Origin of the sequence: Desulfofarcimen acetoxidans DSM 771, from assembly GCF_000024205.1 — a bacterium.
GTDB lineage: Bacteria > Bacillota > Desulfotomaculia > Desulfotomaculales > Desulfofarciminaceae > Desulfofarcimen > Desulfofarcimen acetoxidans.
In genome coordinates, this window is the sequence record NC_013216.1 from 1,864,681 (window position 1) to 1,881,024 (window position 16,344).

Annotated in this window: 16 protein-coding genes; 11 read left to right on the plus strand and 5 right to left on the minus strand. The window is 37.4% G+C overall.

The genetic code is table 11. The features are described 5' to 3' along the window. Positions 1-170: 170 nt before the first annotated feature. The 4 genes from DTOX_RS08640 to DTOX_RS08655 all read left to right on the plus strand — a co-directional run bounded on the left by DTOX_RS08640 (position 171) and on the right by DTOX_RS08655 (position 4,382). Complete coding sequence (locus tag DTOX_RS08640; protein ID WP_015757328.1) at positions 171-791, plus strand: hypothetical protein; 621 nt, start codon at positions 171-173, stop codon at positions 789-791. A 939-nt stretch (positions 792-1,730) separates the two neighbouring features. Continuing rightward, positions 1,731-2,924, plus strand: a complete 1,194-nt coding sequence (locus tag DTOX_RS08645; protein ID WP_015757329.1) for a hypothetical protein — start codon at positions 1,731-1,733, stop codon at positions 2,922-2,924. Positions 2,925-3,379: 455 nt separating this feature from the next. Beyond that, positions 3,380-3,793 (plus strand): hypothetical protein, encoded by a 414-nt coding sequence (locus DTOX_RS08650; protein WP_015757330.1) that lies wholly within the window; start codon positions 3,380-3,382, stop codon positions 3,791-3,793. A 25-nt stretch (positions 3,794-3,818) separates the two neighbouring features. Further along, complete coding sequence (locus tag DTOX_RS08655; RefSeq protein ID WP_015757331.1) at positions 3,819-4,382, plus strand: hypothetical protein; 564 nt, start codon at positions 3,819-3,821, stop codon at positions 4,380-4,382. A 554-nt stretch (positions 4,383-4,936) separates the two neighbouring features. On the opposite strand, the gene DTOX_RS24780 is transcribed toward DTOX_RS08655, so the two are convergent. Then, entirely contained in the window at positions 4,937-5,068 is a 132-nt protein-coding gene (locus DTOX_RS24780; RefSeq protein ID WP_278184577.1) for a hypothetical protein, read from the minus strand. Between the two features lie 528 nt (positions 5,069-5,596). Here DTOX_RS24780 and DTOX_RS08660 point away from each other — a divergent pair. The 7 genes from DTOX_RS08660 to DTOX_RS22920 all read left to right on the plus strand — a co-directional run bounded on the left by DTOX_RS08660 (position 5,597) and on the right by DTOX_RS22920 (position 13,386). After that, complete coding sequence (locus DTOX_RS08660) at positions 5,597-5,920, plus strand: Uma2 family endonuclease (protein ID WP_242652572.1); 324 nt, start codon at positions 5,597-5,599, stop codon at positions 5,918-5,920. Positions 5,921-5,928: 8 nt separating this feature from the next. Beyond that, on the plus strand, positions 5,929-6,132 hold the full coding sequence (locus tag DTOX_RS25275; protein ID WP_157862885.1) for a matrixin family metalloprotease: 204 nt from the start codon (positions 5,929-5,931) through the stop codon (positions 6,130-6,132). A 63-nt stretch (positions 6,133-6,195) separates the two neighbouring features. Then, entirely contained in the window at positions 6,196-6,831 is a 636-nt protein-coding gene (locus tag DTOX_RS08665) for a hypothetical protein (RefSeq protein WP_015757333.1), read from the plus strand. Between the two features lie 613 nt (positions 6,832-7,444). Further along, entirely contained in the window at positions 7,445-7,870 is a 426-nt protein-coding gene (locus tag DTOX_RS08670; RefSeq protein ID WP_015757334.1) for a peptidylprolyl isomerase, read from the plus strand. A 253-nt stretch (positions 7,871-8,123) separates the two neighbouring features. Continuing rightward, entirely contained in the window at positions 8,124-10,280 is a 2,157-nt protein-coding gene (locus tag DTOX_RS08675; protein WP_015757335.1) for a Tex family protein, read from the plus strand. A 150-nt stretch (positions 10,281-10,430) separates the two neighbouring features. Continuing rightward, positions 10,431-12,980 (plus strand): alpha-glucan family phosphorylase, encoded by a 2,550-nt coding sequence (gene glgP, locus DTOX_RS08680; protein WP_015757336.1) that lies wholly within the window; start codon positions 10,431-10,433, stop codon positions 12,978-12,980. A gap of 247 nt (positions 12,981-13,227) precedes the next feature. Next, complete coding sequence (locus DTOX_RS22920) at positions 13,228-13,386, plus strand: hypothetical protein (RefSeq protein WP_015757337.1); 159 nt, start codon at positions 13,228-13,230, stop codon at positions 13,384-13,386. Between the two features lie 67 nt (positions 13,387-13,453). Here DTOX_RS22920 and DTOX_RS08685 read toward each other — a convergent pair whose 3' ends face one another. From DTOX_RS08685 to DTOX_RS24220, 4 genes are all read right to left on the minus strand, one after another. Then, entirely contained in the window at positions 13,454-13,768 is a 315-nt protein-coding gene (locus DTOX_RS08685; protein ID WP_042315596.1) for a hypothetical protein, read from the minus strand. Between the two features lie 336 nt (positions 13,769-14,104). Beyond that, the gene (locus tag DTOX_RS08690; protein ID WP_015757339.1) at positions 14,105-15,562 is read right to left on the minus strand and encodes an IS200/IS605 family element transposase accessory protein TnpB; all 1,458 of its coding nucleotides are present in this window, start codon (positions 15,560-15,562) and stop codon (positions 14,105-14,107) included. After that, the gene (locus DTOX_RS24215; protein ID WP_242652573.1) at positions 15,519-15,719 is read right to left on the minus strand and encodes a recombinase family protein; all 201 of its coding nucleotides are present in this window, start codon (positions 15,717-15,719) and stop codon (positions 15,519-15,521) included. The genes DTOX_RS08690 and DTOX_RS24215 overlap by 44 nt, the downstream gene beginning before the upstream one ends. Further along, complete coding sequence (locus tag DTOX_RS24220) at positions 15,709-15,954, minus strand: MerR family DNA-binding transcriptional regulator (protein ID WP_242652567.1); 246 nt, start codon at positions 15,952-15,954, stop codon at positions 15,709-15,711. Before DTOX_RS24220 ends, DTOX_RS24215 begins: the two co-directional genes overlap by 11 nt. Positions 15,955-16,344 lie beyond the last annotated feature (390 nt).

Genomic DNA, 16,344 nt, shown 5'->3' on the forward strand with positions numbered 1-16,344 from the left:
GGCATAGGCAAGTTCGTACTTACTTTCGGAGTGGCACAGGATATCTCGGTATCCTGTGCCTTTTCCGTTAGGCCGATAAACAACTCTTTCAAGCAATGCTTTGTGGAAGGTCGGTTTTGACCTTCCACAAAGCATGTATGGACTTTCATTCTTTCAGGAGGACAAACAGTATGCGTTTATTGAAAAAAGCACCTGCGCTTTGTATTGTATTCTTCTTGCTTTTATCTGGCTGTACATCACAAGAGAATGATAATAGTACAAAATTGGTAGAGGCAGAGGAATGGCTTACATCGCAAGCAAGCAGATATGAGATCTTTGCCGGCGAAATGCATGACGACCTTTATATCATCTTGGCAGGAGATAAACATCCGGAAGTGAGCGGACTCTATACCTCGTTTAGGGTTTTTTCCATGCAGAAGCATGGGGATGAATACTCAGTCAAAGCGGTTAAAAGTGCTGAAGCAGCACTATCTGCAGGATTTACCGCTTCTGTATTGGTTACAGATGGCATGACTATCGTATTTGGTGACATTGCAGATGGCGTATATGATTATTCATTGGATAAGATCGTGCCCACCGAATTCTCCGAAGCCAAAGTCATCTATGATAACGGAAAAGAAAAGACTGTTTCTATCTCAAATAACAAACCATATATGATAATAATGGATGGAAAAGTCGATATTAAAGACATTGAATATTTAGGAACTGGAATTGATGTGCGATATTCCGATTACTTTAGCGAGGACTTAATGGGAAATGCAACTTCGTCAGAACCAACAGAAATTGAATAAGTAATAAATGAGTAAAAATAATACCATAATTAACCATATGTAAAGCGCAGATACCCTTACGAAATCTTTAATCAATTTAAGACGATAGATAATGGCACATTATTCTTGCAACACTAATAAATCCAAGCGATGTTTTCTCTTTCAGTTATATTAAGGGTATGTCGAATACCCATACCAAATGGTTGGTAGGTACCGGTTCCAATTACACAGAACAAATAGGAAAGCGCAATTAGTAACAATAGCCAGTCAATAGAAACGTAGAACAAACCTGGTATTTATTTAAACCTAAGTTACCCTTTGTTTGGCGAAAGAAGATCTCCACCGGCCACCGGTTGCTGTAATATTCCAAAATAATCTGTTTATCAAGAGAAACATCTGTGCATGAGAATGCATGTAATGCCTTTGGCTCATTAAAAGCTTTTTCGGGTAAACACAATAAGACTACAGCATTAGCAATCTCATTAAGAGCCCCCTCATAACGATATACCCAGTAAGAAGAGCACAATAGGTCATCAGAACTACGGAAGGGCACAATATTTCTGTCTTAATGAATGTTGTAGCTACAATAAGTATATGAAAAGCCGTGGATTTGTTGCCTCGGCTTTTTGTGTATTTCATGGGAGAGATTTACTTCATAATAAAAATGGATCTATACCGTATTATATTGCTTTTATCGACAATATACACCTATTGCACGATAAAACAAATTATGATAAATTTTTACTTGGATGTAATACCAAATATTTATAACATTGACTAAATGACTACCGGCTGAAGCCGGTAGGTTTGTGTTCTCAGTTAGTATGGCGTTCATGGGAACAACAAGGGTATGATCTTGATTCTTGGCCCTATAATACTATGGTTTCTCCTTCTGAATTAGTAATTGATGATAATGTGTATAGTTTTTATTACAAAGCTTAGTTAAGGATGTAAATGTAAATGTTTACTATAATAAAATTTAATACTAAAAGGGCAATATTAATAATAATTGCCCTTTTAGTTACGGTTATAACTTTAATAGGGTGCAGTAACACAATGGTAGGTAATCTAACTGCATTTAAAAAACTAAATGAAGGTGAATATTTAGTTTGCTTTTCTAAAGAATTTACTAAACCAGCAAAATTTGTTGTTTATAAACAGAATGGAAGAATTGTGGAACAAGGATATGTTAAAGATGGTCAAGCATTGCATTGCTTAGAACCGTTTAGTGGAAATTACATAGTAACTTCAAAAAGAACTAACCATCATTTTATAATTGATAGCCAAGGGAATATAAGCTCAATCTATTTACTAAAGGAAAAATATAAACCGGACTCCGGTTTCGGTACTTTCTTTACCTTATCATCTAATAACTGGTTATTATATGCTATGAATATAGGTGACTTTGGTGAAGGATATATTAATGAGTTAATATATCAAAACGGACTAAATGGGAAAAAACAATCTATAGATTTAAAGGGTTGTTTGCTAAATTCAGCTATCGTTTTCGAAAATAAAATATATGCACATTATTTCAATGTCGATGATACTGTCAAACATTCAGGGGGAATTTATGTAATTGACATATCAACTAATCTTATAGTTAATAAAATCCCAATATACAGAAAATCCCTATCCTTATTGCAGGGAAAACCTATAAAAGTTTATAATGATTATTTGATATTATATGGATATAATTCAGATATTAATCCAGAAAATGATAAGAAAGATCCCTGTTTAAGTATTTTTAATATGAAAACTAATAAATTTGAAAAAGAAATTACGTTTGAAGAAAGTTTTCACCCTATAGCTTTGGAAATTTTTAATAATAAGATATATGTTATTGGCGATAATGCTAAAGTTAAAATGCTTAATTATAAGTATGATATCATTAATGAATTTTATCTTTCTGATAAGGTTTTAGAAGACAAATATCTTGAATGTGGTGGATTTATTGATAAAACAATTATAAATGGTTCAGAACTTCACGTTTTTTATCGTTTCACCTATGATTCAAAGAATATACAATTTCCGGGTGCTGTTCATGTTTATAATATTGAAACCGGTAAACTAAAAAGAATAACTGAATTACGATTAAATGATGAAAAAGATTGGTGGGGCGAACAAATTGCAGTTACCTTAATAAAAAAATAAAAAAAGGACTGACTGACTTTTTTCCAGTTTAAATTGGCACTTTACACTTGATTAATGTACACTGCCAGTGGCGGTGACTTTTGAAAAGTTGAAGCCATCGCTATTGGCACTGGTTTTAAATCTAAAGGTATATCGTCATTGACAGTATTCCAAGGCCATTGCTAAATGCCAGTGGCGGATATTAGCTTACCGCCAGGGAGCGCGAACTGCTACAGTGGTTAATGTAATATGGGACCTTTTTAGGCGGTGTTAATACAAGTAAGGAAATGAATGTTGTTAGTGCATCTGCTAATTATTCATTACCAGGATATCTATTTGGTGTAGAGCATGTTAGAGCATGAGCACGAACAGAAAATGTACAGCAGATATATCCATCATCTTCTGGTTATCTTTGTGGTATAAACGGATCTCAAACTAGATTATACAGCGATGATTCTCGTAGGAGTTATATGTTTATGACAGGAATGAATCCTCCAGATACATCGTTGAACTTACCCCTAATTATTTGGGATATTTTAAACTATAAAGGTATTCCGACAAATACACTTTCAGCTTTTGCTAACAATTTTTTAGCTTCAGGTATTTCGTCATCAGGCCTTGGTACCTATGATGCATCTAAGACTTTTAATGCAACTAGTACAAAAATTAATTTACCAAATTCATATTCGTACAGTAACGCTGATGCCTACACCAACAACAGTACGGGATCAAGTGCTGAAGTCTGGTTTGGATACGACGTCAGAAATAAAAACAATACATCTTATAGGCTTTGGCCTCAGTCAAGAATACAGTATTGGGTAAGTTATAATGGTAATTTCCCAATATATTTATGGACAAACTATGCAGGAGTACAGCATACTGTAAATTAATAATTAAATATTATGGAGTTTATCTTTGAATACTAAAAATAATTGGATATTAATAGTTTTAATTATATTAATTTGTTCCTTACTAGCAAATATACAACAATATATTATTATTTCAAGAGCACAAAGTATATCTATTAATTTAGCCCAAAGATATGCAAATGATATGCTCGGTTACATCAATGGTTTGGAAGAGGAGCTAGATTTGGCTAAACAAAGTAATTGGTCCGATGTCAACCAATTATGTTCAATTTCCTCTAGTATATGGTCTGCCTATATGGACGCAGTATCATTATTAGATTTTACTCCATCTATTGAAAAAACCATAAATAAAAATGGAAATGTTATTAATTCTTTGGCTGATTTATGGCCAGATTTAAAAAACGAGTATATAAATTTTAAAAAAGCTGCGGTTGATCGTAGCAATGGGTTAACAGTAGATACACAGAAGCTAGAACGTTTTAGAGCTAAAATTAAAAAAGCTAATTTTCCTAATCAAACAACATTTACCTGGCAACGTTTATATTTATCGATTAATAGATATTTTGCCGAGGATAGCGTAAACATTTCTGGTGACATACCGCAGAAATAAGCGGAAAAAAGTTAAAGTTGTTTTTTAGCTATATATAACGGAACAGTGAACATATAGAGCAAAAAACCTGTAAAAACAGTGCTATAATTTAATGCAACCTTAGGCTGAGAAGTAGTAAAACAGTCTGGGTCGCTGCTATCTTTTTCAATAAAGAGAGCTTCGGTTAATAATTACGATTATATCGTGATTACAGTAAGGGGAACGTCCTGGTGTTTTTGTACAGGGGCGTTTCTTAATACCGAAAATATCGAGTAAAAAAGCTTGTAACCAACGCCAATTGAACCACTATATAGGTAAATAAGCATAAGTCCGGCCTATTATAACTGGCAAATAAACCGAGGCCGACTTGGTGCTGGAGCTTTGCGAAAGTTATTTAATATTAATTCTGTTTTTGTATATAATGAAACGCAATCTTCGGAATAAGGATAAAGTCTTACTCGTTAAAGACTTGACCGCCAAGGATTGCGTTTTATTTTTTGTGAGTCATAAATCCTGTTGATATTGTTTGCTTACCGTCTTCAGTTCATCTTTCAACTTCTGAATCTCTTCTTCAGTTAATCCAGTAATATCAATAATAATTTCAACAGGCAGTCCTTTTTTAGAGCTGCTAAAGCAACTTCCTTTTTACCCTCATCCTTAGCTTTCTTCTGCATTTCATCCAAAGTTATTTCTAAATTCATAATCATAATATCCACCCCTAATGAGGAATTTTCACTCAAACCATCATCCAAGTCTTTCTGTATATATAGCGGTAACTTTGGTCTTAGTGCATTTATTAACCAAGTTGCAAATTGTCTGAATTCTTCCGGTGTTAATTTTTTTGTTACTTGTAGAGTTTCCTATTTATGGGGGTTCATTAATGAATGAGACAAAACTGCAGCGACAGTCTCAATTTTAAATAGCTGAGAATGGAGTCGGGGGCATTAATTCCGGCTTCTTTACTTTTACTTATGTGTGCGGCAGTGGTGGCAGCTCTGAAAGTGCAATATTGAGGATTCTAGTTAGGCTGTGTTATAATTTCTAAAAAATGCAAAGGGTGAGAAACCGATGCAAGAAACATTGTATACTTACGATGATTACTTAAAGCTAAACGACGATAACCAATATGAGATAATTGGAGGTAAGTTAATTATGGTACCTTCTCCAAAATCAATACATCAAATACTTAGTTTGAATTAGCTGCTACACTTCGGGATTATGTGCGGAAAAATAAATTGTGCAGGGTTATTACTGCTCCGATGGATGTTGTTCTGTCATCTACAGAAAAACCGAAGCCGGATATTTTATTTATTTCAAAAGACAGGTTGGACATTATTACTGAAAACAATATTCAAGGTGCCCCGGACTTGATAGTTGAGATACTGTCACCGTCAACTGCTATATATGATCGTACAGAAAAAAGTAGGATATATTACAAGTATGGCGTTAAGGAGTATTGGATTGTTGACCCGTATATTAAATGTGTAGAAATTTTTGTACCGGGAGAAACGAACTGGAATCTTTATCAAGCATTTAATACATTACAGAAGCGGATATAAGAATTAATGTGGATTATCCTTTTTCTAATGTTGTTCCGTGTCCGGCAGATCAATACAGTGTTCGAAGCAATATGGCACATGAATTTGGTCATGTTATTGGATTAGATCATAGTGCTTCTACCAGTGCTGTTATGTATGCATATTTTAGTAAAGGTCAGGATAGAAGCGTCGGAACAGATGATAGAAATGGGTATAACAACATCAAATGGTAATAATATACCTTTAAAATTTCAGTAAAAAGGAGGACTTTATATGTTAAACAAAAAAAAGTAATAATGAGTGGTATATTTTTAGTTGCTATTTTAAGCATCTTTAGTGTTTCTTATCTTCAATTATACCATAATACTGTTGATGCTAAATCAAATCAAAAAGGAGCAAATGCTCTCCATGTGGAGTATACTATTCCTTATATGTCTGATGAAGATTTGGCTGCAAGTTCACCTATAATAATTCAAGGGATAGTAAAATCAGTATCTTCTGTCAAATGGAATAACCCAAAAGGACTAGAACCATCCCAATATACAGAAAATGATATGCTCTATAGAGATAATATAATATCTGTTTCAGATGTTTTAAAAGGGGATGTAAAAGGAAATGAAATTACAGTAAGAACTTACAGAGGAGATTATCCCCAAGGTGAAAATATTGTAAAAATAGACACTGGGGATGCATACGGTAGTTTCTCCCAGGGCGAAAGTGTAATTTTATTCCTTGCAAACGATGATTCAAACTATAATAAAGACAAGTCTAACAACTACTATATTTTAAAAGGTATGAATCAAGGAAAATTTTTAATCACGGGCAAAACGATAGCTAGTGTTCATGGGTCTAAAGAATTAAATACCTTTAAAAATAATATCAAAAATCATAAGAAAGATATTGTTAAGCCAAATGTAAAAGGTGATTTCTAGGTTGAAGATATAATCAGCGGCATAACAAGTATTGGCATATATGTTTTTATCAATTAATAGATATTTTGCCGAGGATAGCGTAAACATTTCTGGTGACATACCGCAGAAATAAGCGGAAAAAAGTTAAAGTTATTTTTTAGCCATATATATAACTGAACAGTGAACATATAGAGCAAAAAACCTGTAAAAACAGTGGTATAATTTAATGCAACATCAGGCTGAGAAGTAGTAAAACAGTCTGGGTCGCTGCTATCTCTTTCAATAAAGAGAGCTTCGGTTAATAATCATGACTGCATAGCCTCATTAAAAAAGCCGACTCTCATTCCATATTTTGGGGAGAAAGAGTCGGCTTTTTCTTTGTTTTACACCCTGGGTTATGCTTTTATTAACCCAGTAGCTTTATTATTCTTTTTAGATTGACGGTGAATATGGTTATTGCCCTGTCAAACCGATTTGTTCGACAACCTTAAATTTATTCGTTCTTCTGTGGCTTTCCTATGAAGCTTACCCTATTAAGAAGTTATTTTTAGTTTATAACTGGTATTTGTGTGTTTAGCAGGGTATAATTAAAAATAATCATATAAACACAAAATAGCTTGGAGGAGTGACATTTTTGAAGAAAGCTGTTATTGAAACGGAAAAGGGAAATGTTGTATTGGAATTGTTTGATAAGGACGCGCCTAATACTGTAGCCAATTTTGAAAAACTTATAGGACAAGGTTTCTATGATGGACTTAATTTTCACCGTGTAATACCTGGTTTTGTAATCCAGGGTGGTTGTCCCAGGGGAAATGGCACGGGTGGCCCAGGGTATACTATTAAATGCGAAATAAACCCTAATAAGCATGTTCGTGGCGCCTTGTCAATGGCTCATGCCGGGCGTGACACAGGCGGCAGCCAGTTTTTTATCTGTCATGACGCTTTTCCTCATTTGGACGGTGTGCATACTGTTTTTGGTAAAGTAATTGACGGTTTAGAAGTAGTTGATAAGATTGAGCAAGGGGATAAAATGAATAAGGTTACTATAGTTGAAGAATAATTTGTAGAAATAGTTTAGGGGTTAAACAAAAGTAAACAGGCTAAAGAAAAATCTAAAGTATTAAGCAGCCTAAAAGGCTGCTTAATACTTTAGTGTCTCCTTTTATCAAAGACATAAAAGAGAGAAACTTGAAATTGGCGGTGAAAATATTATAATAAGAAAAGATTATACTTCTCAAGGGATTAACCGCCAATGGTCAAAAATACCGGTTAAGTGATACATATATAGCGATTATTCATTAGCGGAGGAAAACATGGATATTGAACAATTGATAATAAGGCATGTAGCCGGCAATACCGGACTGCCTTTAAAAAAAGTTGAGAGCACTGTTCAGTTGTTGGATGCAGGCAATACTGTACCTTTTATCTCTCGTTACCGTAAAGAAATGACCGGTGAATTAAATGAGGTTGAGATACGCAGTATTGAAGAACAATTAAAATACCAGCGCAATCTCCAGCAGCGTAAGGAAGAGGTTGTCAGGCTGATAGAAGAACAGGGTAAATTGACGGATGAACTTCAGCAAAAAATTATGAGTGCCGGTAAATTAAACATAGTGGAGGATTTATACAGGCCTTATCGCCAGAAGCGCAAAACAAGAGCCGGTGTAGCCAGAGAGAAAGGACTTGAGCCTCTTGCCCTTTATATTCTGTCTCTTCCTAAAACCGGTGATCCGGGCTTGGAAGCTCAAATATATGTTAATGAAGAAAAAGGAATTCTGACAGCGGAGGATGCTCTGCAAGGTGCCTGTGATATTATAGCCGAAACAGTTGCTGACGATCCGGAGATCAGAGGCTGGGTTAGAAGGTATATTTTCAGAAATGGTTTGCTGGTAACCGAGGCTAAAGAAAAAGAAACTCGTTCGGTGTACGAGATGTATTATGAATACAGTGAGGCTGTAAGAACCGTGGCGCCTCATCGCACACTGGCCGTTAACCGGGGTGAAAAGGAAGGCATTTTGAAAGTTAGGATTGAGGTGCCGGAAGAAGAGATATATGGATACTTGAACCGTCGCTGGTTAAAAAATCCCGTCTCAGTTACTGTTGCTTATGTACAGAGCGCGGTTATTGACGGTTATAAAAGATTGCTCTTTCCTGCCGTGGAAAGAGATGTCCGTAATGAATTAACTGAAAAAGCTGAGGAGCAGGCAATAAAAATATTTTCCAAAAACTTGCGCCAACTTCTACTGCAGCCACCGGTTAAAGGGGAAGTTGTGTTGGGAGTTGACCCTGGTTTTCGCACTGGTTGCAAATGGGCAGTGGTTGATGATACTGGAAAACTATGGGAGGTGGGAGTGGTTTATCCTACTCCGCCGCAGAAAAAAATTACAGAAACCAAAGAAATCTTTCGCCAACTGGCTGATCGTTACGGTATAACTGTTATTGCAATTGGCAACGGTACTGCTTCCCGTGAGACAGAACTGGTAGTTGTTGATTTCATTAAAGAATATGTGAGACCCTTGCAATATATAATTGTCAGTGAGGCAGGTGCCAGTGTTTATTCGGCCTCTGAACTGGCTGCCAGGGAGTTCCCAAAACTGGATGTGGCTGAACGCAGCGCAGTCTCCATTGCCAGGCGTTTGCAGGATCCTCTGGCCGAACTGGTAAAAATAGACCCTAAAGCAGTTGGTGTCGGCCAGTATCAGCATGACGTAGCTCATAAGCGTCTGGAGGAAAGCCTGGCCAGTGTTGTGGAATCGGTAGTTAACCATGTCGGGGTAGATTTAAATACGGCTTCTCCGTCTCTATTGTCACATGTAGCCGGAGTTAATATGACCGTAGCTCAAAAAATAGTTGAATTCCGTGAAAATGAGGGTAAATTTAAAAACCGCAGCCAGTTAAAGAAAGTTCCCCGGTTAGGACCGAAAACCTTTGAACAATGCGTTGGTTTTCTGAGAATTAGTGATGGTGAAAATACCCTGGACAAGACACCCATACACCCTGAGTCATATGATCAGGTAAAAAAGTTTTTGAAAGAAATTGGCTGTTCTATGATGGAAGTCGGTTCCGGTAAAATGAAAGAAAGGCTCAAAAATATAGTTATAGACGAAATGGCGCTTAAATTAGATATAGGATTACCAACATTGAAGGATATAATCGAGAGTTTGGAAAAACCCGGACGTGACCCGCGTGAGGAATTACCCAAACCTATCTTTAGAACAGATGTTCTAAAGATAGAAGATTTGCAGGTAGGCATGGAACTCAAAGGGACAGTACGAAATGTAGTGGATTTCGGCGCATTCGTAGATATTGGAGTAAAGGTTGACGGTATGGTTCACAAATCTGAACTGGGTACCAGGCGTTTCAGTCATCCTATGGATGTGTTGTCTGTAGGAGATATTGTAACTGTAAAAGTTCTGTCGGTAGATCTGGAAAGGCAAAGAGTGGCTCTGACATTAAATGAAAAACACTGAGACAGGTTCCGGTTGTAATGTAGTATTGCATGATTCCCTCCAGCATGAAAAAGCTATGCAGTTCACAGATAATGCATATAGGTATCATTAATTGGCATAATAACTTAAAAATCAATAAGAGTCTTTGGAATCTTTTTGGAGGGTGACCTTATGTTTTATTTTAGAACTGTTTCTGTTAATCCCAAAATGCCTGAGCGTATTTCCAGACTGCAGGATTTGCAATATAATCTGTGGTTTAGCTGGCATGAACCGGCACTTGAGTTATATCGCCAGCTTAATGAAGTTCTTTGGGAAGACTGCTACCACAATCCTGTTAAATTTTTATTGGAATTGCATCAAGAGGATCTGCACGAAGCCGCGCAGGATAGCAATTACCTGGCTCTTTACGATCAGGTAATTGGTGATTTTGATCGTTATATGAACGAAGAAAAGTGGTTTCACAAATATTATAACCAGCACAAAGACAGAAGTATTGCATATTTTTCAGCCGAATTCGGACTTCATGAGTCTTTGCCGATTTATTCGGGAGGTCTCGGTGTATTGGCAGGTGATCACACCAAGGCTGCCAGTGACCTGGGTATACCCTTTATAGGTGTTGGATTATTATATAAACAAGGCTACTTTACCCAGAGAATTAACCGTGAGGGATGGCAGGAAGCTTTTTATCCCCACTATAATTTTTATCAGATGCCCATTGTCCCGGCAGTTCATGAAAACGGTACGGAAGTGCAGATACCGGTTGATTTGCCACAGGGAACGGTATTTCTCAAAGTATGGGAGATGAAGGTGGGTCTGGCTAAAATCTATCTTCTTGATGCTGATGTTGCCCGTAACAGCAAAGAAGACAGGGCGCTCACAGCGCAATTGTATGGCGGCGATCGCGATATGCGCATAAAACAGGAAATTATTTTGGGTATTGGAGGAGTCAAGGCTTTAAGAGCTTTGGGTATTATCCCATATGCCTGGCATATTAATGAGGGACATGCCTCTTTTTTATGTATAGAACGGATTAGGGAACTGGTACAAACCGGTATTCCCGTTGCTACTGCTAAAGAGGTGGTTAAGTCTAATACATTGTTTACTACCCATACTCCTGTTCCTGCCGGGCATGATACTTTTGATGAAGAAAAAATAGATTACTATTTTGGTTACTTATACGGGCAGTTGGGAATGAGCCGGGATCAATTTATGCAGTTGGGATGGAATAAAGAACACAAGGCCTTTAATATGACCGTATTGGCTCTCAACCTGTCCAGTTATTGTAATGGCGTGAGTAGATTGCATGGGGAAGTGTCCCGTAAAATGTTTCAAATCTTTTTTGATCAACTGCCGGTGGAGGAAGTCCCCATAACATCAGTTACTAACGGGGTACATGCGGAGAGCTGGATAGCACAGGAAATTAAAGATTTATACAGAGAGTACCTGGGGAATGAATGGGACAAAAATATTTCTGATCAAGAACAGTGGCATAAAGTGGATAATATTTCTGATGAACGAATTTGGAATATACATAAGAAGAAAAAAGAAGATATGATTTTTTTTGTGCGTCACAGGCTGGAGCAGAAAAAACTGCGTAACCATGAATCATCTGAAAGTGTCGCTGAGGTACAAAACTTTTTAAGTCCTGACAGTTTAACCATAGGTTTTGCCCGGCGTTTTGCTACCTATAAGCGTGCAACTTTGCTTTTTCGCAATAAGGAAAGGTTGGCCCACCTTTTCAATAATCCGGAGCGCCCTTTACAAATAATCTTTTCCGGCAAGGCTCACCCTGCTGATGACGCCGGTAAGGAATTTATTCAAAAAATATATCAGTATGCTAATGAGGAACCGTTTCGGGGTAAAATTGTTTTCCTGGAGGATTATGATATAAATGTAGCACGCTACTTAGTCCAGGGTGTAGATGTTTGGTTAAATACGCCGCGTTGGCCTATGGAAGCCAGCGGTACCAGCGGTATGAAGGTAGCTATGAACGGCGGATTGCATTGGAGCGTGCTGGATGGGTGGTGGCCTGAAGGTTATAACGGGTATAACGGTTTCGCTATTGGAGAAATTGATAACAGCCACTTAAGCGAACAGGAACTGGACCGTGAAGACAGTTATTCCCTCTATGCATTGTTGGAGGAAGTTATAATACCGTCTTATTATAATCGGGAAGACCACCTGCCAAGAGAATGGATTAAAAGAGTAAAGGATTCAATTAAAACTCTTTCTCCGGTTTTTAATACCGGACGGATGGTTCAGGAATATGCGAGTCAATTTTATGTCAACTGTATTGATCGCGGTTTAATGTTTTCAGAAGAAAACTTTGCTCTGGCTGGCCGTGTTAGAGCATTTAAACAATATTTAATGGAAAACTGGCATCATGTTGATTTTAAGAATGTTAATTTTAATGGGACAAAGGATATGAATGTGGGTGATGAGCTGACTTTAAGCGCTACTGTCAGATTGGGACCTATTAACCATAACGATGTTAGGGTTGAAATTGCTTACGGTTATGAAAGCGAACATTCACTTCATAATATACAAACCAAGCCAATGAATTTAGTTGAAGCCGTAGGTGACGGTCTTTACAGGTATTCCGGTTCACTGCAGCATGCTCAGCAAGGAACTTTTGGCTATACGGTAAGAATCAGACCCTCCAGCACTTACTTTGCCAATGATTTTGAACTGCCTTTGGTTACCTGGGCAGGAACATTTTAATAAAACATATTGATTATCAACACCTTCAGGGTTAATCCTGAGGTGTTTTGATTTTTTCTGCTAAATTCATCAGCTAAGTTATCGCCTGGTTCCTGCTCAAGGTTGTATTAAACTCATTAAAAGCCAAAGCTTTAAAATACTAAGATCAGGTCTTAGATCTAAAAATAAAAAAATAGAAATTTATATTCCAGACATAGTATCCAATAATTATCCTATACTAAAGTAAAGAACTGAAAGGGGTAGATCTATGACATATAAAGCTGATTTTCAGAAAAACAGTGCTGTGATGACAACCCCAATCGGTGATTACTTAGTTTTAAAAATGATTTCTGTGTACGAGTCTGGATTTTCATTAACTGAAAACTTCAGTTTAACTGAAGAAACCGGGAAAGAAAAGAACATATGAGTTGTTTTTGAATTTACCCTGTTAGATACAGGGTTTTTTTAATACTCCGGCTCGGCTTATTGGGTTATTATTGTAATGGTGATACTAAATGTTTGCCATAAAGGTCATAAATTTTTATAATTCGTGAGATTGGAATATCCTCTGAAGTAAAAAAACAATGATGAGGGTACTCATTTTTAGTTGATTGATCCCACTGTTTAGGCAAAAAATCAACGGGCATATCATCGGGATTAGTGCTTATCTCAGAGATATCCAGTTCAATAATAATAAGTTCTTCTTTGGGTATATCTTTGTTAAGCCCGGTAAAAAATTCAGCCATTTTTAAAATCCATTGCCGGTCATCGGTTAAATAGATTCTGGGTAAGATATCTTTTTCAGACATCTTTATGCCTTCCTCCAGTATTTGCGGCAACAAATTTTTTGTGGATAGATGATACATTATTTGCATTCAGTTATAACCTGGTTTCTAAAACCTACTAAAAACTACAAGTAGTTTTTTCACCCGTCCGACAAACGGGTGGCAGTGTCACAGGATTCAACTGCTAGGCCATAGGCTCTCGCCTATGTTCCGGGTGGTCTCCTCTAAAAGAGTTTCCCCGCCACTGCTTAAAGCGAGTGTACTACCCGGAGAAGGTGTTACCTCCGCCTGGGTTCCGACTTGCGGCAACAGCCTTTCGCTGCGTGTACTGTGCCGCCCGCAAAATTTATAGCAAAGGGATTAACCTATACCTAACACATTTTTCCGGTGAATCTGCCATGAAACCAGGCTATTCACCCTCTTCCTTTTCGTGATTTTTTTAATCTTGGCCAGCACAGACTTTTTAACTGCTGACCATTGTTTCCAATTTGCCATTTGTTTAAATTCAGGTTTCTTTTTAACCAGTTTATCAAGCAACATCTTGGGTATCTTCTCATGATCAAAGCCCAAGCCACGCCGGGCTATGACATAGCCTGCCGCTTCGTGAACAGCTATGCCGTACATGTGCTGGTATTTTAGGATGCCTATGACCGAAGTAAAAGCCGGTTTTACCTTTAATATCGGCACTCCCTCACGGGCAGCACACCGGTCAACTGCTTTTAGAAACTTCGACCAGACAAAACTGTGACTCATTCGGTTAAACTTGGCCGTTACGGACTTGTCATTTTTAAACTTCAAGTCCTCTACCGCCAGGGCGTAACCTTTTTCTTTAGCTCGGAGGATCACTTTCTTAGCCATTTCGCAGGTCTGGTTATTTCTCCGGTTTGTTCTGGCATAAGTCCATTCGCCTTGGCCAAGCCATTCACTGCCCCGGTATTGCCCCAGACAGTCTACCTGGGTTACGCCTAATCCGTCCGGATTGGTGTCTACACCAAACGCACCCTTATGGTTATATGGCATCGGAACTTCTTCTTCAATACTCACATGGACGTAATATTTCCCGTCTCTGCGGAGGATTTCTACCTGATAGGCACTGCCTGTTTTAAGATAATCCAAAACCATTTGCCGGTAGTTGATACCGTTAATCTTGCCGGCCTTTTTCGATGGCTTTTGAGATAAATAGATCGGCACCGTTATGCGGTTATACCGAACGGATTTCCCTTTCTGTACCGGGTCGGCGGCTATATCAAGATAGATTTGGTCTTGGCCTTTGTATATGCGGGTATTTAGGTTGCCGCCTTTGGTTTTATCTCCCCGTGACAGATAACGGTTACTTCTGACTTCCTGCCACTCTTCTCTGGTAATATTGCCTTTGCAGCGTTCTTGAAAGAGCTTCTTTCCTCCGAATACAACAGGCGGAAAAGTATTGTTATCCAGGTGCTTTTGCCAGAAGGCCAGTTTACGCTGTTCCTTTTCTAACCGTTTTTGCAGTTTGGCAATCTTAGACAGTGATTTAGCCTTGGCGATACGCTTTTCTGTAAATTCAACCTTTGCTTTGGCGTTTTCATAGTGCATCTGCACTAATTCATATTGGCTTTTGATTGTGGTCTGGGCATCATATACTGCATCGTTAGCCTGCCGGGAGTTAAGTCTGAACTTTCCTTGTACAGTTATACGAATGTCTTGTACTTTCCATCCATCCAGCAGTCTTTTAAATGCCCAACGAACTGCGGTACAGTAACGATCCATGAGGTTATCAATGTATTCTTTCTGTTTAGCTGTCAGTTCCAGGATTATTCCCATCGCCGTTGTCTTCACTGGTAGTCACCTCGCTTTCAATGACCTTTGACAGCTTTTTTGCTACTCTGCCGCCACGTTTTCCATTTAAACCACTGGCAATATCATGAAAAACAGCCTGAATAGCATATTTGTTATTTGATGCATATTCTAGTAAACCTTCCCGTTTATCGATCAAGATTCCCGGCATCAACCTGTTTTTGTGTAGATACCCTGGCGTAGAGAAATACGGTATTTTGAATTCGGATATATTTTTTGCCCTCAAAGGATTCTACTTGGGATATTTTATAGCGGCGATGGCCAGTAGGAGTTCTTTCTGGAACTAATATCTTTTTCTTTTCCCAAACACGTAAAGTATTAATACTAATCCCTAAATATTTAGCTGCTTTGCCAATACTTATACGGTTTTCCATCCTAATCATCTACCAAAATTATATCATATTATGGCAGGTTTTTTGATATTAATTTAGTTTTCTAGTAACAGTTGCATCCTCCTATTTTATTTCGGTAGTATATCCCCAAAAATTTATTTTTTAAGTCTGCTAATCTCATATCTATAAGTTTTATATTAAAGGCTGATATTCGACAATAGCCGGGTAAATTCCTTTCTTATTAAAAAAACCATTGGTGAAACTTACTAAGAAAACGTAGATGTTATGTAGAAGTCTCATTATTGTTTACGTTCTGTTATTAAAAATACTTAATTCCGTCACTGGATTTAATTAATGAGAAATTTTACTTATATGGTAACTAAATAACATAATAATAATTTAATAACATAATTGGGATAAATAAGAAGGATA

Bases quoted from the DNA above. Each gene is read 5' to 3' on its own strand.
- DTOX_RS08640 (WP_015757328.1), top strand. From the start codon at position 171: ATGCGTTTATTGAAAAAAGCACCTGCGCTTTGTATTGTATTCTTCTTG.
- DTOX_RS08645 (WP_015757329.1), top strand. From the start codon at position 1,731: ATGTTTACTATAATAAAATTTAATACTAAAAGGGCAATATTAATAATA.
- DTOX_RS08650 (WP_015757330.1), top strand. From the start codon at position 3,380: ATGACAGGAATGAATCCTCCAGATACATCGTTGAACTTACCCCTAATT.
- DTOX_RS24780 (WP_278184577.1), bottom strand. From the start codon at position 5,068: ATGATTATGAATTTAGAAATAACTTTGGATGAAATGCAGAAGAAAGCT.
- DTOX_RS08665 (WP_015757333.1), top strand. From the start codon at position 6,196: ATGAGTGGTATATTTTTAGTTGCTATTTTAAGCATCTTTAGTGTTTCT.
- DTOX_RS08675 (WP_015757335.1), top strand. From the start codon at position 8,124: ATGGATATTGAACAATTGATAATAAGGCATGTAGCCGGCAATACCGGA.
- glgP (WP_015757336.1), top strand. From the start codon at position 10,431: ATGTTTTATTTTAGAACTGTTTCTGTTAATCCCAAAATGCCTGAGCGT.
- DTOX_RS22920 (WP_015757337.1), top strand. From the start codon at position 13,228: ATGACATATAAAGCTGATTTTCAGAAAAACAGTGCTGTGATGACAACC.
- DTOX_RS08685 (WP_042315596.1), bottom strand. From the start codon at position 13,768: ATGTCTGAAAAAGATATCTTACCCAGAATCTATTTAACCGATGACCGG.
- DTOX_RS24220 (WP_242652567.1), bottom strand. From the start codon at position 15,954: ATGGAAAACCGTATAAGTATTGGCAAAGCAGCTAAATATTTAGGGATT.